14 protein-coding genes and 1 pseudogene are annotated in these 18,071 nt (G+C 65.3%); 7 read left to right on the top strand and 8 right to left on the bottom strand.

All coding sequences use genetic code 11. The features are described 5' to 3' along the window. Positions 1–9 precede the first annotated feature (9 nt). Together SYV04_RS41040 and SYV04_RS41035 are read right to left on the bottom strand one after the other, a co-directional pair. A complete protein-coding gene (locus SYV04_RS41040) occupies positions 10–921 on the bottom strand; it encodes a hypothetical protein (RefSeq protein WP_321551557.1) in 912 nt (303 codons plus the stop codon). 212 nt (positions 922–1,133) lie between these two features. Next, positions 1,134–3,056 carry a TIM44-like domain-containing protein gene (locus SYV04_RS41035; protein WP_321551556.1) on the bottom strand — a complete coding sequence of 641 codons (1,923 nt, stop codon included), beginning with the start codon at positions 3,054–3,056 and terminating at the stop codon, positions 1,134–1,136. A gap of 102 nt (positions 3,057–3,158) precedes the next feature. On the opposite strand from SYV04_RS41035, the gene SYV04_RS41030 reads away from it, so the two are divergent. Then, complete coding sequence (locus SYV04_RS41030) at positions 3,159–3,935, top strand: enoyl-CoA hydratase-related protein (RefSeq protein WP_321551555.1); 777 nt, start codon at positions 3,159–3,161, stop codon at positions 3,933–3,935. 249 nt (positions 3,936–4,184) lie between these two features. Further along, positions 4,185–5,735, top strand: a complete 1,551-nt coding sequence (locus SYV04_RS41025; protein WP_321551554.1) for a ricin-type beta-trefoil lectin domain protein — start codon at positions 4,185–4,187, stop codon at positions 5,733–5,735. 47 nt (positions 5,736–5,782) lie between these two features. Here SYV04_RS41025 and SYV04_RS41020 read toward each other — a convergent pair whose 3' ends face one another. Both SYV04_RS41020 and SYV04_RS41015 read right to left on the bottom strand, forming a co-directional pair. After that, a complete protein-coding gene (locus SYV04_RS41020; protein WP_321551553.1) occupies positions 5,783–6,346 on the bottom strand; it encodes an imm11 family protein in 564 nt (187 codons plus the stop codon). Positions 6,347–6,358: 12 nt separating this feature from the next. After that, the gene (locus SYV04_RS41015) at positions 6,359–7,723 is read right to left on the bottom strand and encodes an AHH domain-containing protein (protein WP_479691459.1); all 1,365 of its coding nucleotides are present in this window, start codon (positions 7,721–7,723) and stop codon (positions 6,359–6,361) included. Positions 7,724–7,823: 100 nt separating this feature from the next. Here SYV04_RS41015 and SYV04_RS41010 point away from each other — a divergent pair, with 100 nt between their 5' ends. The 3 genes from SYV04_RS41010 to SYV04_RS41000 all read left to right on the top strand — a co-directional run bounded on the left by SYV04_RS41010 (position 7,824) and on the right by SYV04_RS41000 (position 11,826). Further along, positions 7,824–9,317 (top strand): papain-like cysteine protease family protein, encoded by a 1,494-nt coding sequence (locus SYV04_RS41010; protein WP_321551551.1) that lies wholly within the window; start codon positions 7,824–7,826, stop codon positions 9,315–9,317. Positions 9,318–9,553: 236 nt separating this feature from the next. Further along, positions 9,554–11,098 carry an AAA family ATPase gene (locus tag SYV04_RS41005; RefSeq protein ID WP_321551550.1) on the top strand — a complete coding sequence of 515 codons (1,545 nt, stop codon included), beginning with the start codon at positions 9,554–9,556 and terminating at the stop codon, positions 11,096–11,098. Continuing rightward, positions 11,098–11,826, top strand: a complete 729-nt coding sequence (locus tag SYV04_RS41000; RefSeq protein WP_321551549.1) for a hypothetical protein — start codon at positions 11,098–11,100, stop codon at positions 11,824–11,826. Before SYV04_RS41005 ends, SYV04_RS41000 begins: the two co-directional genes overlap by 1 nt. Positions 11,827–12,097: 271 nt before the next feature. On the opposite strand, the gene SYV04_RS40995 is transcribed toward SYV04_RS41000, so the two are convergent. Beyond that, positions 12,098–12,412 (bottom strand): helix-turn-helix domain-containing protein, encoded by a 315-nt coding sequence (locus SYV04_RS40995; protein WP_321551548.1) that lies wholly within the window; start codon positions 12,410–12,412, stop codon positions 12,098–12,100. Further along, the gene (locus tag SYV04_RS40990; RefSeq protein WP_321551547.1) at positions 12,413–12,778 is read right to left on the bottom strand and encodes a hypothetical protein; all 366 of its coding nucleotides are present in this window, start codon (positions 12,776–12,778) and stop codon (positions 12,413–12,415) included. Positions 12,779–13,522: 744 nt separating this feature from the next. On the opposite strand from SYV04_RS40990, the gene SYV04_RS40985 reads away from it, so the two are divergent. After that, the gene (locus tag SYV04_RS40985) at positions 13,523–16,672 is read left to right on the top strand and encodes a tetratricopeptide repeat protein (RefSeq protein WP_321551546.1); all 3,150 of its coding nucleotides are present in this window, start codon (positions 13,523–13,525) and stop codon (positions 16,670–16,672) included. A 49-nt stretch (positions 16,673–16,721) separates the two neighbouring features. After that, complete coding sequence (locus SYV04_RS40980; RefSeq protein WP_321551545.1) at positions 16,722–17,240, top strand: DUF1801 domain-containing protein; 519 nt, start codon at positions 16,722–16,724, stop codon at positions 17,238–17,240. 9 nt (positions 17,241–17,249) lie between these two features. Here the strand turns inward: SYV04_RS40980 and SYV04_RS40975 are convergent, their stop codons facing one another. Continuing rightward, entirely contained in the window at positions 17,250–17,504 is a 255-nt protein-coding gene (locus SYV04_RS40975; RefSeq protein WP_321551544.1) for a YaeQ family protein, read from the bottom strand. Beyond that, positions 17,483–18,071 (bottom strand): annotated as a pseudogene (locus SYV04_RS40970) (hypothetical protein); the annotation flags it as partial. The gene SYV04_RS40975 and the pseudogene SYV04_RS40970, both read right to left, overlap by 22 nt.

Raw genomic sequence — 18,071 nt, 5'->3', positions numbered from 1 at the left:
GCATCGCGTCTATGGGCAGAGGCCGCAGTCGGCCTGGCAGCTGGTCGCCGTGGTGCCCGTACCGCACTGCTCGGTGATCTGGCAGACGCCGTCTCCGCAGCTGTAGATGTCCTGCGGGCGGATGCGAGTGGTGATCGGCCGGTACACCTTGCCGTTGTAGGTGCAGCGCTTGTAGTACCTCGACTCCGGATCCATCTCGCAGTTGAGCGCCTGGCACGAGCCCACGCGCGTCACCGGCGGACACGCTGGATCGGTCCCACTCAGCGTGGGCGACAACGCGCAAGCCCGCGAGGTGCTCTCCACCGCGCTCAGGCTGTTGCGATCGTTGCCGGCGAAGAGGCCGTCCCCATTGAAGAGGTTGCCGAAGAAGCAGGCCTCCGTCTCGCTGAAGGTGCTCAGCTCGTTCGGCTCGATGGGCAGCGGGGTACCGTTGCCCTTCAGCCCCAGCACCGAGATCGGCACATTCACGCCGTGCGTGTTCACGTGGGCCGCCAGGCACGCGGACACCACCTGCTGCTCCGCGATCGTGGGAGGCGCCCCCGCGGCCCAGCCGGGCGCCAGGCCCAGCTGTCCCACCCACGTGTACGTGACGTTCGCGACGTGGCTGGTGAAGCTCCGCGTGAAGCCCTGCGGCGCCGCGCACCGGATGACGTAGCGCATGAACTCCTCGCGCAGCACCGGATCTGCGTCGAACCAGTTCCGGAAGGTGTGCGACGACAGGACGCGAAGCGACAAGCCGTTGGCCGACAAGCCGTTGGCCGACAAGCCGTTGGCCGAGAGCCCGTTGGCCGAGAGTCCGTTGTCCACGACGATGGGCTGCTCGAGCCCGTTCATCGGGTCTCCCGGCTGCCCAGCCCACTCTTCACCAGGCCCACACGCACTCAAGGCCAGGAGCAGCACCGCACCCAAACGCTTCCGCATGGTACGCCCTCCCTTTCAGCGCGGACGGGCCAGGTGTCAGCCTCGCGCAATTCCAACCTAGGAACGGATCAGGGGGGCGGGAAGGGGTTGTCTCGTTTTACAGGTCTATCCAATAAGTAAAATCTTACAAGTCTAGAGCCCCGTAGCCCCATCCGAGGGGGGTATAGGTAGTCAGTAGGGGGAGGGAGGGCGCCCTGGGTGAAGGTACGAGCTCATTGTCGCCCGAGCATCGACTCGAGCTGGGGCAGGACGTTGAGGTGCGCGGCGGCAGCCTCCAGCAGGCGTCGCTCCTTGCGGTCCACGCGTCCGTCCACCATCGCCATCTCCACCAGGTGGCGGAGGAAGACGGAGGCCTCAGGGCTGCCCCGGGGGATCAGCCGGTTGAAGAGCTGAGGCCCCGCGCCCAGCGCCATCTCCACGTTCTGCCAGGACACGTTCCAGCGCGTGGCGCACAGCTTGAGCAGCTTGCGCTCGCCGGCGTCCACCGTCCCGTCCGCGGCGGCGATGGCGGCCATCATGTAGAGCATCCGCTCGCGCTCCTGGAGGTCCATCACCGTGTCCGTCCCGGTGGCCTGGACCGGGCCGGTGGGCACCGGGCTGGCGTCCACCGGACGGCTCATGGCCGGGGAGGGCACACGCCCGCGCGCGCTCCACGTCTCATAGAGCGAGGCGGAGGCGAGCACCCAGTCCTGCTCGCCGCTGCTGAGCTGCGCGCCGCAGTAGGTGCAGGTATTGGCGCCCGTACTGGTCAGGGGCGCGTTGCACTGGGGGCAGCGATCGGTGGCCATGCCGTTGCCCGTGTTCGTCTTCGCGCCGTGCTTGCGCGTCAGCGTGAAGACCCAGCGCTGAGGCACCGTGGGAAGCTGCGGAGGACGCCCGCCCGCGGGGGCCAGGCCCATGCGCGCGCTCCAGCGGATCTCCACGTAGGCCTGATCGTAGCCCTCGGGGTGAACCTCGAAGGCCCGGGTGTTCACGGCGCCTACGGCGCACTCCAGGATGAGGCGGCGCTTGCCCTGCTGACGCAGCGCTTCCAGTTCCTCACCCAGCTGGGCGCTCAGCTCGTCGCGCGCCACCTGGGCCATCCACTTCGCATCGCCCCGGCTCTGCGCGTCGATCCACTTCCAGAACAGCAGCGAGGCACGGTCCTCGAGGACCTCCAGGTTGAGCGCCGGATCCGCCTGACGCGCCTCGCGCAGCCCCTGCACCGCGGGCTCGTAGCGGTTGAACTCGCTGCCCTGGGTGATCTCCGAGAGCGTCCAGTCGTAGTTGCCCGAGTTGACGATGGCGCCGCAGTACTCGCAGACGTTCGCGGCCCCTCCTTTATAGGGCGCCCCGCAGTTGGGGCACTTGCCCTGGTACAGGTCCTGGCCGATCCGCGTCTGCACGCCGGGCTTGCGCACGAAGGTCCACACCTCCGTGAAGGCCTCGGGGGGCGCCTTCTGCGCGGCGGCGCGGGCCTGTTCATCCGAGTGGCTCGCGGGGACATCCGTGTCGCGCATCTCGGCGCGCACGCGGACGTGGAGGCTGTCGAACCACTCGCTCTGCTGAAGCCCGATGATCTGCACGCCCAGCAGCCGGATGTCGGCGATGGCGTCCCGCACACCCTGGTCGTTCATGAGCCGCAACTGCACGTTGAAGCGCTGATACGTGGCGTCCGAGAGGAACGGGCGCACCGGGGTGAGCTCCCTCTTGAACCAGGCCTCCTGCAGGGCAGGGAAGAGCTGGCGCACCTTGTCGAGCATGACCTGGGGCTCGAACTGGGGGTCCTTGCTCTTCAGCGCCCGGACCCAGCCCTGGACGTCCTGCTCGGAGACCTGGGTGCGCTGGTCGGCCTCGCGCCGCTGGAGGGCGCGCCGGGTCGCCCCCGTGGGGTGAACGTTCCGGTTGTAGAAGTAGTAGACGAGGCCGCCGATGAGCAGCAGCGGGATCCCCACCTTGGGGTAGCGGATGACCAGCTCCAGGAGCCGGAAGAGGAGGTAGAGATCGACGCCATCTCCCCCGCCTCCCGAGTCCCTGTCGCCGCTGGTGTAGTGCTCTCCACCGCCGCTGCGGGCCAGGGCCACGAGGGGGAGCAGGGCTCCCAGGATCAGCAGCCAGGGAGCCAGGCGGGGCAGGTGTCTCGACGCGGTGCGCATACCCTCTCACTCTAACCGCTTCGACCTTGCCAGGTTGGCGCGAACGCCGCAGGCTGCCTCGGACAGCGGCGGCCCGACCCAGGGCCTGGAAGGGGAGCCAACATGCCGGAATTCAAGGTCGACGCACGGGGAGCCATCGAGATCTGGACCATCGACGGGGAGGACCGTCGCAACGCGATCAGCCGGGCCATGCTCCGGGAGCTCGGGGAGATGGTGACGCGCGTCTCCTCGGGCCGACAGGTCCGGGCGGTCATCATCACCGGCGCCGGGGACAAGGCTTTCTGCGCCGGCGCGGACCTCAAGGAGCGCGCCACCATGAGCGAGCCGGAGGTACGCGCCTTCCTGGATGGGCTGCGGCAGACCTTCCGCGCCATCGAAAAGAGCGACTGCATCTTCATCGCCGCCATCAACGGGGCGGCCTTCGGCGGAGGCACCGAGCTGGCGCTCTCGTGTGACTTGCGGGTGGCGGCGCCCGCCGCGGAGCTGGGCCTTACCGAGGTGAAGCTCGGCATCATCCCCGGCGGTGGTGGAACGCAGCGGCTCGCCCGGCTGATCGGCCCGGGACGCGCCAAGGACCTGATCCTCACCGGCCGGCGCACCAACGCGGCGGAGGCGTTCAGCATCGGCCTGGTGAACCGGCTGGCTCCGGAGGGACACCTGCTGGAGATGGCCTTCTCGCTGGCGGAGGCCATCGTGGAGAACGCGCCCATCGCCGTGGCCACCGCCAAGCACGCCATCGACGAGGGCACGGGGCTGGAGCTGGACGACGCGCTGGCGCTGGAGCTGCGCAAGTACGAAGAGGTCCTCAAGACGGAGGATCGGCTGGAGGGCCTGCGCGCCTTCGCCGAGAAGCGCAAGCCCGCCTACAAGGGCCGCTGAGCGAGCGCACGGTGGTAACAAGAGTGATCACCTGATCACTCCTGTTACCAGGCAGGGAAGAGGGAAATCCCTCGTACGTGGGAATGCTTGCTCTGAGAGCTTACCTGGAAGGCTCTTGAAAGCGCTGGCATAGCCTGTGCTCTGGGACACCCGCGAAACGTCGGGGACATCCCAACCTCCACGCGCAGGGACACCTCCGCCCTGGCGTTCGCATCCGCCTCTGCCGTGGACCCAACTCCTTCCATTCCCATGAACCGAAAGTTTGATTGGCTCTCCGCCACCACGGCGATGTTCGCCGGAATCGCCACGCTGGTCGGCACTCCCACCTCCGCCGAGGCCGCTCCCCAGGAAACCGTGTCCGTGCGGGACGTGTCGTCGGAGCTCGTCTCCGCGATGCGGCGCGACCTGGGCCTCACCGAGGAGCAGGTCCACCGCCGGCTCGCGTTCGAGGCGAAGGCTCCTCAGCTCGAGAAGACGCTGCGTGAGCAACTCGGCGCGAAGTTTGGCGGCGCCTGGCTCGATGCGTCCGGCAGCCAGCTCATCGTCGCGGTCACCGACGAGGCCAGCGCCGCGCGTGTCCGCCTCGCCGGTGCGCGGCCCCAACTCGTGAAGCGGAGTCAGGAGCAGCTGGAGCGGGTGAAGGCGGAGCTGGACCGCAATGTCCAGGAGCTCTCTCCCGCCATCCACTCGTGGCACGTTGACCCCGCCACCAACACCGTCGTCGTCCATGCGGACACCGCCAGTCAGTCGAAGCTCCGCACCGACGCCTTCATCGCCCGCAGCAGCGGCGCGCGCGACGGCAGCATCCGCGTTGTACACTCCACGCAGGCGCCCCAGCCCGCCTATGACGTGCGTGGCGGTGACCCGTACTACTTCACCAACTACCGCTGCTCGGTGGGCTTCTCCGTCAACGGGGGGTTCGTCACCGCGGGACACTGTGGCGGGGCGGGCACCACCACCACCGGGTTCAACGGCGTGGCGATGGGGACCATCCGGGCCTCCGTCTTCCCTGGCAATGACTTCGGCTGGGTGGCGACCAACGGCTCCTGGACTCCCCAGCCCTGGGTCTACAACTACAACGGCGGCAACGTGACGGTCGCCGGCTCGCAGGAGGCTCCGGTGGGCGCCTCCATCTGTCGCTCCGGCTACACCACCGGCTGGCGGTGTGGGACGCTCGAGGCGAAGAACGTGACGGTCAACTACTCCGTGGGCCCCGTCTACGGTCTTCACAAGACCAACGCCTGTGCCGACGGAGGCGACTCCGGTGGAGCGGTCATCTCCGGCAATCAGGCCCAGGGCGTGACTTCCGGCGTGGCGGGGACGTGCGCCAACGGCAATCCTCCGCAGACGTTCTACCAGCCCATCAATCCCATCCTGAGCACCTATGGCCTGACGCTGAGGACGAGCGGCGGTGGAGGCGGAGGGGCGTCGTTCATCTCGCGCTGGAATGGCAAGTGCATCGACGTTCCCAACTCGAACTTCTCCGATGGCGTGCAGCTCCAGATGTGGGACTGCAACGGCACCGGCGCGCAGAAGTGGACCTTCATCAACGGCACGCTCCAGGCGGGAGGCAAGTGCATGGACGTGGCCTGGGCGTCGACCGCCAACGGAGCGGCCATCCAGCTCGCCAACTGCAATGGCAACGCGGCCCAGCAGTTCGTGCTGAGTGGGGCAGGGGACCTGGTCAGCGTGCTTGCTAACAAGTGCGTCGACATCAAGGACTGGAACTCGGCGAGCGGCGCCCGGCTGCACATCTGGGAGTGCAACGGCGGCGCGAACCAGAAGTGGGATTACCGCTGAGCGGACAGTAGCGTCAGGCCACGTCCGCGGACACCCCGCGGGCGTGGTTAGACCTCCTCGAACCTAGTGCCTGTGGCCCCTATGCGATCCAAGGCGTCCTTGATCTCCCCGGAGACGATCAGCGGGCCCATCCATCCCTCGCAACGGAACACCTTGGCGCTTTGCACCTTCGCCTTCTCGATGCGCATGTCACGCACCGAGAAATACTGACCGACCTTTTCGGGCACTCCGTCCTCATGAGTCCAGAGTTCGATCCGGGACGCCTTTTCGTCGATACAGCGGATGAGCCGTGTGGCTACGAGGATGAGGTATTGATCCGGATGGCCATCCACATCCACGGGCATGAGTTGCACGTCGTCAGGGGCCAATTCCGCGAACATGGACGCGACCCGGACATGAACCACAGGGATGCTGATCCCCGCCTCCGTGAAGTCTAGTGGGTTGCCAGCGATCTCGATGGGGATTCTCAAACGATCCCTGATGTGGACGGGTTCCCCGCGCATGAATTGCCCGTCATCCACTTTGAGGCTCTGACGGTCCCTGGGCATCGCTAGATGCCAGCGGTGCGGGACATTCACATCGTCGGCGAGCTTGAAGAAACGCTTGGGCATGGGCGCGATGATCTAGCGCGGTTGCTGCTGGGTGACGAGTTGGTTCAGCTCTGTTCCTGGGGTGGCGATCTGCTTGGCCAGTTTCTGGAGTGCGCCGGTCAACGCCCTCCGGCACTCCACAATGCTACGACAGGTCAACGTTGCACCTCGCAGTTCCTCAAGGACGATCTGGTGATACCGCTCGGGGTGTGGCCCGTAGTGCCCCGGCAGAGGCATCTTGTTCACCGGGTCATCCATCGACATTCCCGCCTTGTCGAAGATCTCCCGGAACCTGGGAGTCCACGGTCCACCGCGCGCGGTGGACTTGTCGTTGCAGATGGTGGCGATGTGGTGCTTCTCGATGCAGGGGCTCGTGCCGCCACTTCCACTCGCTCCCATCGTCATCGCGGCGGAGGCCACGGTTACGCTCACGCCCTCTGCCGTCAGCGCAATCTCCTCCACCGCGCCCAACACGGGCAGCGAGATTTTTGCCGTGTCCTCTGCCTGCACGAACAGTTGCGCCGATCCGGGCAGCGTCGGCACCTTCGCCGCGAACAGTTTCGCCGTCGAGCCGATTGCCGCCATCAGCAGCATGGCGAATGCGCGGGCTGCCTCGCGTCCGATGATCTTCCCGAAGCGCTCGCCTGCCTCGCGGATCCGCTCGAAGGTGGTCGCCACCTTCACCTCTTCCATCAACTGGCTCCAGCCGGTCACGAGGTTGAGGAGCGTGTCAACGCCCACATACAGAATCAGTCCCGTGCCGACTACCGCCACCAGTGCTGGAGCCACGGGGTTGATCGCCATGATCAGCAGCATGGAACCCAACGTCCATAGGACTGTGCTGATGAGCGCGCGGACTTCCACCATCTCTCTCAGCGCCTTCTTCGTCTCATCGATTACTGGGCTCTTGCTCAGGGCCAGCGCCCAGATGTAGCGACCGTGCATGTCCAGGTATCGCCCACCCACCAGCGCGCCCCCGAGACAGTCGCCGTAGAAGTTGTGAACGCGCTGGCACCAGAGCCGGTAGCGTTCCGCCGTCTCCAGGTCCTCGTTCGTCAACGCCCCTTCCAGGGGCTCGCCCGGCCCCAGCGGCACCAATTTCTTGTCCTTCTCCAGCCAGAGGTAGTTGCCGAACTGAGGATCCATCTGAAACATCTTCTCCACCGTCTGGCGCGGAGTGCCTGACAGCCGCACCTCGCGCGAGAGGCGCCTCATGGCCTGCTGGAACTCTGCTTGCTCCAGCGTGACGGGTTGTAGGCCAGCGTTACGGGGAATGTGGACAACGGCTCTTTCCTGGCCTGTGTCCTCCACTCGGGGGACCTTCGGGAGGCTGCTGCACCCCACGAGCAACACCATGAACAGTGCTTCGGCCTTCCACAGAATCCGCCACGGAATCATGTGTCACCCCTTCTGGCGAAGAAGGGAGCAGAGTAGAGGGCTGCTACGGGGAAAACGAGGAGCCGTTGGAAGTCGCCAGGGTCCAACAGAGGAGGGGTGCATGGCCGGGAATGCGAAAGCGCTGCTGAAGTGGGTATCGTTCTTCGCCGCCTGGTTGGCTATCGACCAGTCCGCGATGGCCCAGCCCTGGGAAGCCCGCTACAACCTGACGCCCGCGGCGCTGCAGGAGGCGATGGATACCCTGTCGCCGCAGGGCTACGTTCCCATCGAGATCAGCGGCGTCGCCAACGAAAACGATGTGCGCTACCACGCGGCCTTCGTGCAACAGCCCGAAGTTGCTTGGCAGGCCTCCTTCGGCCTGAACCTCGACCAGTTCACGAAGCGCCTGGAACGCCTTAAGCAGCGCGGTTTCGTGCCGGTTTCGCTCGCCATCCACTCCGAGGGCACTACCGCGCGTTATGGCGCCATCTGGCAGCGCAAGGTCGGCGTGGCCTGGGAAGTGCGCGTGGACATGGATGCCGAACATTTCCAGGCATTGGCCGACAAGTTGACCCAGGAGGGGTACGTGCCCGCCTCGGTGGTGGGCTACGCCGTGGACGGTGAGCCGCGCTACGCTGCGCTCTGGACACGCCGGCCCGGCGTCGAGTTCGAGTCGCGCAGCGACCTGAGCGCGGCCCAGTACCAAGCGCAATATGACCGGCTGACACCCCTGGGATTCGTGCCAGTGGACATCAGTGTGTACTCGCGAGGAGGCGAGACGCGCTACGCAGCCATCTGGGAGAGGATGGACGGCGCCGACTGGCAGGCGCGTTCGGACGCCACCCTGGACGCGCACGCCGCGCGGGTCCGCACCCTGGCGGCTCAGGACTTCGCGCCCTACGTGATCGCACCCTACGTCGAGGACGGCGAAGTGCGTTTCGCCGGCGCCTGGCGAAAGCGCGTTGCCCCCGTGCGCACCCCGGACGTGCGCGCGGAGCAGGCGATGAACGTGGTACCTGCTGGGACGGGTGGGCGCGTGCTCGACATCGCCGCCGTGCGGCAGCAGACCCACGTCTGGTGCTGGCTGGCCGTGGGCGAGATGGTCTTCCAGCACTATGGCGTGCCCAACGTCAATCCGGCTGGGAACTTCCAGTGCGGCATCATCGGCAGGATCTCGCACCCGTCCGCGCCCTGTGGTTCGGAATGCTTCGCCTGTGTGGTGCCCAGCGGCTCCAACCGTGGCACGCTGTCGATGCTGTCCAACTACGCACGCGCCGCCGCTGGCCGCACCGTCACCTACTCCGAGGCCGGCGCGATTTCACCGGCCGCGGTGCTGGCCAATATCGATGCTGGCCAACCCGTGATTGCCGGCATCTCCTACAACCATCGAATCGCCAATGCCGACGCCGAGCACGTGGTGCTGATCGTCGGCTACCAGCGCCGTGCTGGCCGCCTTTGGCTGGTGGTGAACGATCCCTTCCCCTACGGCACCAACCAGAATCCGTTCTTGAAACAGGGCGGCGTGATGCTTGCTCAGAACCAGTACCGCATTCGCTACGCGGATTTCCGCGATGGCGTGTTCTGGCACTGGTCCGTGTTCAACCTGCAGATGTAGTCCGGCCGCCGTCGGGCGGTAGATGCAATCTCACCGGCTGAACCGCGCCTCCTGCTCGGCGTTGAGGTCCACGCCCAGGAGGAGCGCGGTCTCCGCCGTCTGTAAAGGTTTCTTCGAGTGGGGGCTCATGCACTGCGGGTCTGTCCCCCGTGGAGCGACGGAGCGTCCGGGGGCCTGCTATAAGTGCGGGTATGGCATCGGTAGGCGCAGCCCCCTCATCCCCCCGGCTTCCAGCAGTGCCATGGCTGGAGGATCTCGACATCCTCATCAGGGCTCGGTACCCGCTGCTCTACCTCGTCTCGTGGGAGGAGCATCGGGTCGATACCATCCTGGGAGAGCTGGCCCGCTCGCACAGCAAGGCGCTCTACCACTGGTCCATCACCCGGGGTCTGCGCAATGTGGGCGGCACACGCTCGGCCACCGTGCCCGAGGAGACGCGCAACCCCATCGATGCCCTGGCTGCCATCGAGAAGCTCACCGAGCCCGCGCTGGTGGTGCTCAAGGACTTCCATCCCTACCTCGAGGACAAGGGCGTGGTGCGGGCCCTGCGCGAGCTGGCCCACTTCCTCAAGAGCACCTTCACCACCGTCCTCATCCTCTCTCCCGCGCTCAGCATCCCCATCGAGCTGGAGAAGGAGGTCTCCGTCATCGACGTGCCGCTGCCCAGCTACAACGATCTGCTCTCGCTCCTGAAGGAGATCGTAGCGGTGGTGCGAAAGGGGAACAAGGCCACCGTCGAGCTGTCCCGCGAGCACGCCGATCAGCTCATCAAGGCAGCGCTGGGGCTCACGCTGTCGGAGGCGGAGAACGCCTTCGCCAAGGCGATCGCGCATGACGGGAAGCTGTGCGCGGACGACATCAAGCGCATCCAGGACGAGAAGCGGCAGGTGATCCGTAAGAGCGGGCTGCTGGAGTACTACCCGCCCGAGGAGAGCCTGGGGAACGTGGGCGGCCTGCAGAACCTGAAGGCCTGGCTGGGCCAGCGCAACACCGCCTTCGGAGAACGGGCCCGCCAGTTCGGCCTGCCGGAGCCGCGAGGGCTGCTGCTGCTGGGAGTGCAGGGCTGCGGCAAGAGCCTCACCGCGAAGGCCGTCTCCGCGCACTGGAGCCTGCCACTGCTGCGGCTGGACATGGGGCGCATCTTCAGCGGGCTGGTGGGCTCCTCGGAGGAGAACCTGCGCAAGGCCATCCGCGTGGCCGAGAGCGTGGCGCCCGTGGTGCTGTGGGTGGATGAGATCGAGAAGGGGCTGTCGGGAGTGGCCTCCTCGGGCGCGACGGACAGCGGGGTGACGGCGCGCGTCTTCGGCACCCTGCTCACCTGGCTGCAGGAGAAGACCGCCCCCGTGTTCGTGGTGGCCACGGCCAACCGGATCGAAGGCCTGCCCCCAGAGTTGCTGCGCAAGGGGCGCTTCGACGAGATCTTCTTCATCGATCTGCCCGAGCGGGCTGAGCGTGGAGAGATCTTCCGCATCCACCTGCAACGCCGGAAGCGGGATCCCAAGACGTACGATCTCGAGGGCCTCGCGGGCATGACCGAAGGCTTCAGCGGCGCGGAGATCGAGCAGGCGGTCATCGCCGGGCTCTACGAGGCCTTTGCCGAGGGAGTGGAGCTGGGGCAGCAGCACCTGGCGCGTGCCATCCAAGAGACCTTCCCGCTGTCGGTCACCCTGAGGGACGAGATCTCCCGGTCGCGGGAGTGGGCCAAGGGGCGCACGCGTCCGGCCTCTCCTGGGGGGCCGCCCGAGGGCCTGCCGAAGCCCCCTGCCAGGGGAGGTCGCTGATGGCATCCCGGTTCTCGCGCTTCCTGCACCTGGAGCGCTCGCGCGGTGAGAACGAAGGGGTGGGAGAGCAGCCCCAACTGCAGAGCCGCGGCCGCTTCGAGGACATGGCGGACCGGGCAGAGGGGGTCGATGCGACGCTCGTCCCCGAGGCGCACGTCGAGCGCTTCAAGCGGCATGGGGAGACCCCGCTGGCGCTCGCGGAGAAGCCCTCCGTGGGGCGGCGCTTCCCGCGCTGCGCTTCGTGCGAGAGCGAGAACGGTCTCTATTCCCAGAGCTGCACGGTGTGTGGCGCCGATCTCACGACGCCCGAGCAGCGTGCGTTCAACGAGAGGCACTGGCAGCAGCAGGAGGCCCAGGAGAGAGAGGCGCAGCACGCCCTCGAACAAGAGCAGCAGAGGCGGGAGGCGCATCGACAGGAGGAGGAGGACCGACGGGCCCAGGTGATCTCCCAGCTCTATGGGAGGAATGGAAAGAAGGTCGAAGCCTCCTGGCCGCGCTACATCCTCGACCGAGCGTCTCGCGGCCTGGGGTTGGTGGGGCTCATTCCCCACCTGGCGGTGCGCTGGGCCGTCCTGTTGGGGGCCCTTGCCTTGCCCCTCCTGCTCATGCGGTGGGGCTCGGGCTGGGTCCGCGCCTCAGGGTTGCTCGTGGGGATCGTCGTCATCCTGATGCTGATCCCTCGCTCCTTGTTCGTCCACAGGGTCGACAAGCGGCGCTGGTTCTTCTGAGCCCGAAGCGCGGGAGCGGCTCAGAGGAGGGCCGCTGACGGGTAGCTGCTGGGTGGTAGCCCCCTTGAGTCGCAAGGTGGCCTTGTTCACGTCTTCCAGCTGCGCCAGAAGAGAGGATCCACGCCGTCTCAGGACGGCGAGCGCGTCTCCCGGGTCAGCGCAAGGGGGGCGCTCAAGGAAGTCGTACCGTAAGCGTGCCAAGCGCACGAGGGTCTAGCAGATGAGAGTGGGCACCAAGCGGCTGCATCAGCAAAGATTCTGAACATCCTCTTCAGCGCTGATGACCCCTGCCTTTTGCAGATGGCTGCGCCTCTTCTTCGTCAAAGGCGTGTTTCAGCAGAAAGAACAAGGCTGCGGCGACCCCGGCTCCCATCAGTACCTTCGCGACCGTAGCTCCACCCGTACTTGCCGAGCGCTCCCTAGCCTTGGCGAAAGAGCTGATCAGCGACCCCTGATAGGGAGAAGGCGATAGAAGTCCCCGTTCCCACTTTGAAACCGTGAGCGTATGAACACCCAAGAGTTGAGCGAACTGCTCTTGGGTGAGACCGAGGCCATCACGGACCTTCTTGATTTCTTCTTTGGTCACTCAATCCTCGTCGCTCAAGGCACTGACGGCCTTCGCAGCGACGATGATACCAGCGACGGCGAGGGTTGTTTTGCCTGAGGTGGACTCTGTCAACCAGTGCCACATCGCTTCCATAGGCCCCCTCTTAGGATCAGTCTCATCCCGATGCACGATCATGGAGCCATTGCTGTATTCGTGTACGTGGATGCGACTCCCGTCCATGTACGAGACAACCCAGTCCTCGGCCTGTCCGACGGGCTCGGCGAGTGGTGGCCGCTCAAGCCCCGATCGGCTGGGGTGCGGCAGCCAGCTAGGAACTCGGAGCTTCTGTCCGGCGGACAGCGCACTCCAGTTCGCGCTGATCCAGCTCTGCCAATAGGGATTCATCGTTAGCTCCTTGGTTATAAGCCTAGGCTTAGCATAGAGCTTAACCGAGGGCAAGCTCCCTTGCTTGGCGCCAAGCGTAGACGGCAAAGAGCAGCGTCCTGCCGAGGACACGGACGGCGACGGCCGAACCACCCCAACACGTTCTGCAGCGCGACTCCGGAGTGCGGCAGCGGCCAGGTGTGTGAGGCCGGAGTGTGCGTGGACGACACCTCCGCTCCGGACAAAGACGGCTGCTGCTGCTGCAACGTTTCGGGAGCCGGCACCTCGGTGTCTAGACTGTTGCTGCTGTCGATCCTCGGGCGCGTGGGCCCGGCTCCAGCCCGCCACCGCTCCACAGCCGCTTCCTGCGCTTCATGGCGTGGATGACCGCCACCATGGCCGCGTGCGGTTTCACCTAGTGTCTGCTCGTGCTGGTGAGGCGGCCGGTAGCACTGAGATGCTCCCGCTCCAGTACCTGCAGGGCTTCTTCGAACTCAGCTACGTGGCACTTATCCTCCCTACGCTCTGTGGCTCAAGCTCGCCGGAGACGGCCGCATCATCGGTTCCCGCATGTCGCTGGATCCGCTGGGCGGCACGCGCACGCTACGAGCGGACCAGCTTGAGCGCATCCAGATGTGGATCCTCGCGGGCGCGCTCATCTTGAGATCTTCAGAGTAACGTCGTTCTATGTTCCTGACTGGGCTAGGCGATGGGGTAGAGGCGCGGAACGACTCCCCGCCGACCGAGCTTCTGGAGGTACATGCCGTGGACCACCTCTTCACCTGGGTTCATCTCTCGGACTTGCACGTGGGCCATGGTGATGCAGGCACCCGGTGGGATCAAAAGCTCGTGGTTCAAGGCTTACTGGAGGACCTTCGCGGGCTGAGCGGGCTCGGCGTCCCCCCACCAGATGCGATCATGGTGACCGGCGACATTGCGTTCAGCGGAAATGTCCTCGTCCATGATCATGAAACCGAAAGCCGTGAGTACGCACTCGCAGGACAATGGCTGAGCTCTGCCAGCACTGCTGTCGGACTCGATACCACGCGCGTCTTCCTCGTCCCAGGAAACCATGACGTCCAGCGCACAGCGGACCGCGATCGGTCTATCCGCCGGCTCGTCAAGGCCTTGCGCGTCGGCCTGGAGCCTCTTGATGAAGCGCTGGCCGACCCCAATGATCGAGCGCTTCTCGCTCGTCGCCTCGCCAACTACCTGGACTTCTCGGCAGGCTTCGCCCCTGCCTGCCTGGCACCGCTCGAACCTTCTGGCAAGCGGCTCTTCTGGCAATACCGGTTCAGAGCACGAGAGGTGCTCCCGATTCGGCTCGTCGGGCTCAACACCGCTCTGCTCTGTGCGGATGATCAAGATCAGGGCCAGCTCCGACTCGGCATGCAGATGCTGGCCCAGGCGCTCACGCATCCCCCCAAGGAAGCTGGAGAGCTTCTCCTGGTCCTCAGCCATCACCCCTTCCAAGGGAGATGGCTCGCCGACGAGCGCGAGTCACACAACTGGGTGCGTAACCACGCGCAGATTCATCTTTCGGGTCACGTTCACGATCAGAAATCAGAGGATACTCGTGCGGGCTGGGGTCCAGGGCTGGTGACCATCGCCGCAGGCGCGGTCCACGGCGAGTCTCAGCCAACAGGAGTCCCTCAAGGCCATGGCTACAATATTGCCTCTGTCGTCGCTGATCACCAGGGGCATCTCCACCTCCGCGTCTGGCCGAGGGCTTGGTCGGCCACGAAGAAGCGGTTCCATGCCGACATCGATCTTGTGCCCGAGGGACGGAACTACGCTGAGCACTCACTGGGCTTCACGGTGCCCTCTCTCCGCAAGGAAACCAAGCCCAAGAGTCCCCCTCAGGAGCAGGACAGAGCCTCCAGCGCATCTCCCTCCCCCCTCTTTGAGGGACCAGGGGGAGTCCCCGCGCTCGAGGTCCGGCACTTCCTAGGAAGAGTCGACGAGTTCGCTGCCCTGCGTGAAGCGCTCACAGATGATGCTACTCCCTGCATCGTTGTGGCAGGTCCTGGCGGCATCGGAAAGACGTCTCTCGTCCATCAATTCGTCGCTACCGAGGCTCGCGCGCTATTCGCGGAGGCCGCGTGGCTTGACGCCAGTGCCCTGACGAGCGAACTCAGTCGGGTCGCCATGCGCTTTGGATGGAAGGCCGAAGCACACCTTCGAACCGTCAGCGAGGCCAACCGCTACCTAGCCCAAACGCTTCATGAGAAGCCAGTGCTCCTGATCATCGACAACGTCGATCCCCAGCACGTGAATATGAATCTCGGAGAGATCCCCGTGCCTGGAGGACGCTGCCGTACGCTCATCACGACACGCGCGGCTATCCTCCATGAAGACCTGGGCAAGCCCGCCCAGGCGTTGACCCTAGGGCTTTGGGACAACAAGACCTGCCGCACCTACCTGCGCAAGGTCGCCGCAGCGCTGAACACGACCCCAGATGCTGAGCTTGATGCGCTCGCTCAGTTTGTGGGGAACCTGCCGCTGGCGCTCCGGTTGCTCGCCCGGCTGCTCCTACGTCCTGGGGCTACACCGAATCGCGTCCTCGCCAGCTTGCACTCCAAGCCTTTGTATACGCTCGATTCAGTGGCCAAGGGCGATGATCGAGGCATCGCCGCAACGCTCCTGGCCTCATGCGAAGGCTTGAGTCAGGATCAGTGGCGCGTCCTGCACGCGATGTCCGCATGCGCCAAGGCTACGTGCGAGCCTGTCGTCGCAGCCGTAGCGGCGCTTCCCGAGCAGGTCGTCGCCAATGCCCTGGCGGAGTTGGCTCAACGCTCGTTGATCGACTTCTCTTTCGATGCACCGCGCCGGTGGGGCATGCACGACTTGGTGCGCCTCTTCATGATCAACAAACCGGAAGCACCTGAGGTCTCTGCGACTCACCTCTCGTTCGTCCGAACTCATCTGGAAGCACACAAGGATCCGTCGGACTGGCAGGCCCTTGAGAGTCAGCTGCCAGAGGTGCTTTGGGCATTGGACAGGCTGCTCGTCACGGATGGAGAAGGTGCGCGAGAGGTGCTCGCCGCCGTGCGCGAGCATCTCATGAGGCGCGGCAAGTACGGCGAGATAATCGACTACTATACACGCCTTTTGAAGCTCCTTCCTCCGGAGAGCGCCAGCCTTGCGGAGGCGCAAGGAGACCTCGGCTACTGCTATCGTCGGCTCGGTGACCTGTCGAAGGCCCTTCATTTCAGTCAGTACTCACTGACCATCAGTGAGCGGCTCGGCAACATCGAGTACCAGGCCAACGCGCTTGGAAACCTGGGCCTCTGCTACCGCAGACTGGGAGATCTCCCCAAAGCCATTGATCACAGCCTTCGCGCCCTGGCCCTTGAGGAACGTCTGGGGCGGCTCGACCGACAGGCGAACGCGCTCGGAAACCTGGGCCTCTACTATCGCTCCCTCGAAAAGCCCGCCCAAGCGCTGGAGTACCACCAGCGAGCCTGGAAACTGGATGAGCAACTGGGGCGGCTCGAAGGACAAGCCAACGCGTTGACGAACATCGGCCTTTGCTATGGGATGCTCGGCGAGATCGAGAAGGCCCTCGATCACCACCAGCGCTCCTTTGCTATCGACACGGGCCTCGGCCGGCTCGGTGGCCAAGCGACCTCGCTCGGGAACATGGGCCTCTGTTACAAGGAGTTGGGTGATCTTGAGAAGGCCATTGCCCACTATCAGCAGGCCCTGGAATTAGACGAGCGTCTCGGCCGCTACGAAGGACAAGCCAACCACCTTAGCAACCGCGGAGATTGTTACCTGCAGATGAACCGCAGCATCGACGCCGAAAATAATTACCGTCTGGCGATTAAGCTCTATAAGCAGATGGGTCTCGCCGACAATCATCCCAGCATCGAACGGGTGTCCGCGTCACTACAGAAAGCGCTGAGACGGTAGAGCCCTCTTCTGCTCGTATCGGTTTGTGTCCGGATGACGGTGGGGCAACATGAATGCGCCTGATGATGAGCCCGTAGTTCACATCCAAGACCTGCTGAGCAACGCTCTGCAGCAGACCGCTTGCCTCATCGTGCTCAGCGCAAGGTCCGTGGAGGGTATCGGACGAATGCTCAGGTTGGATCGCTCGGAGACAGTGCTAGGACGCAGCTCGGAGGCGCAGTTCCAACTGGAGGACGACGGTATCTCTCGCAAGCACGCAAAGGTCTTGATGCTAGGAGTGATCCTGGAAGCCGATCCCGAGATGACCGAGGAGTGGAAGTGGAGCACTCCGGTCTGGTCGCACCACGGGATTGTCTGCACCGGGGAGGCGTACGCGAAGGTCGTGAAGCTCACGTTCGCCCGGGGGGCCAGGCTCCCAGTCCCATCGCGCCTCTTCAATTCCAGCTTGGAAGGCAACACGCGAAGGGCGATCGACATCCGAGAAGGGGAGAAGGTCGACGCGCGCGCGTTCAAGGCGCTCGTGAAGTCCGCGGTGGCTCAGAATGGCTCGCCGGCGAAGAAACGGTAGAGCCTGAGGTTAGCTCCCCACCGCATCCTCCACGAGGCTCTCTCGTGCAAGCGCCGCTTCGATCGTCTCTCCGTCGAGGGTGACGTAGAGCTGACCGTCGGTGCGCGTCAGCTCCAGCTTGGTGGCGCGGCCTACCTTCGCCTCGAGCGCATCGAGGAACGCGGGGTTGAACCGCCACACCTCGATGTCCTCGACTTTGTGGATGGCCTTGGTCGCCGCCTCGCGGCGCAGCAGCGCGATCTCTACGTGCGTGAAGAGCGCCACCCGGCGGGCTGCCCAGGCCTGATCCAAAGTCGGCTGTTTGCGATGGGATGAGCAGAGCTTGATAAGAGCGGTCGCGCGCGGGCAATGAGGTGCCGTTCGGCCGGGCGACCGTGCAGTGACTGCGCGTTGAGGGAAGGCGGAGGGGCCGGCGAGCCCTTCAGGCGAGTGTGGGCAGGAGCACCTCCGCCCGACCGTGGACGAGCGCGTCGCGCAGTATCTCGCAGGCGCGTGCCCAGGCCACCGACCGGCAGCCGGTCCTTGAGAGGCAGCCGCGCGCGCCAGGCCGACAGCAGGTTGTAGGCCAGCACCCGCAGCCAAGCAGTCACTTCCAGGGCGGAGCGCGAGTGCAGGCAGGGCTGGCGGTCGTCTTCCTCGAGCACCATGTCCAGAGTCCAATGGTGTCGGTTCTCGATGGCCCAGTGCAGGCGCACCAGGCGCAGCAGGTGGGCAAAGCCCCACTCCACGGTGGACAGGGAGGTGACGAAGTAGCGCCACTCGATGCTCTGGGAGCCGTCGTCCTTGAGGTGAGTCTGCCGTACGCACAACAGCAGCCGAGCTCCGGCAAAC

It is taken from the genome of Hyalangium ruber (assembly GCF_034259325.1).
Taxonomy (GTDB): domain Bacteria; phylum Myxococcota; class Myxococcia; order Myxococcales; family Myxococcaceae; genus Hyalangium_A; species Hyalangium_A rubrum.
The sequence above is the reverse complement of the archived record's forward strand: the minus strand, read 5'-3'. Positions and strand labels throughout refer to the sequence as shown.

Bases quoted from the DNA above. Each gene is read 5' to 3' on its own strand.
- SYV04_RS41040 (WP_321551557.1), bottom strand. From the start codon at position 921: ATGCGGAAGCGTTTGGGTGCGGTGCTGCTCCTGGCCTTGAGTGCGTGT.
- SYV04_RS41035 (WP_321551556.1), bottom strand. From the start codon at position 3,056: ATGCGCACCGCGTCGAGACACCTGCCCCGCCTGGCTCCCTGGCTGCTG.
- SYV04_RS41030 (WP_321551555.1), top strand. From the start codon at position 3,159: ATGCCGGAATTCAAGGTCGACGCACGGGGAGCCATCGAGATCTGGACC.
- SYV04_RS41025 (WP_321551554.1), top strand. From the start codon at position 4,185: ATGAACCGAAAGTTTGATTGGCTCTCCGCCACCACGGCGATGTTCGCC.
- SYV04_RS41020 (WP_321551553.1), bottom strand. From the start codon at position 6,346: ATGCCCAAGCGTTTCTTCAAGCTCGCCGACGATGTGAATGTCCCGCAC.
- SYV04_RS41015 (WP_479691459.1), bottom strand. From the start codon at position 7,723: ATGATTCCGTGGCGGATTCTGTGGAAGGCCGAAGCACTGTTCATGGTG.
- SYV04_RS41010 (WP_321551551.1), top strand. From the start codon at position 7,824: ATGGCCGGGAATGCGAAAGCGCTGCTGAAGTGGGTATCGTTCTTCGCC.
- SYV04_RS41000 (WP_321551549.1), top strand. From the start codon at position 11,098: ATGGCATCCCGGTTCTCGCGCTTCCTGCACCTGGAGCGCTCGCGCGGT.
- SYV04_RS40990 (WP_321551547.1), bottom strand. From the start codon at position 12,778: ATGAATCCCTATTGGCAGAGCTGGATCAGCGCGAACTGGAGTGCGCTG.
- SYV04_RS40980 (WP_321551545.1), top strand. From the start codon at position 16,722: ATGAATGCGCCTGATGATGAGCCCGTAGTTCACATCCAAGACCTGCTG.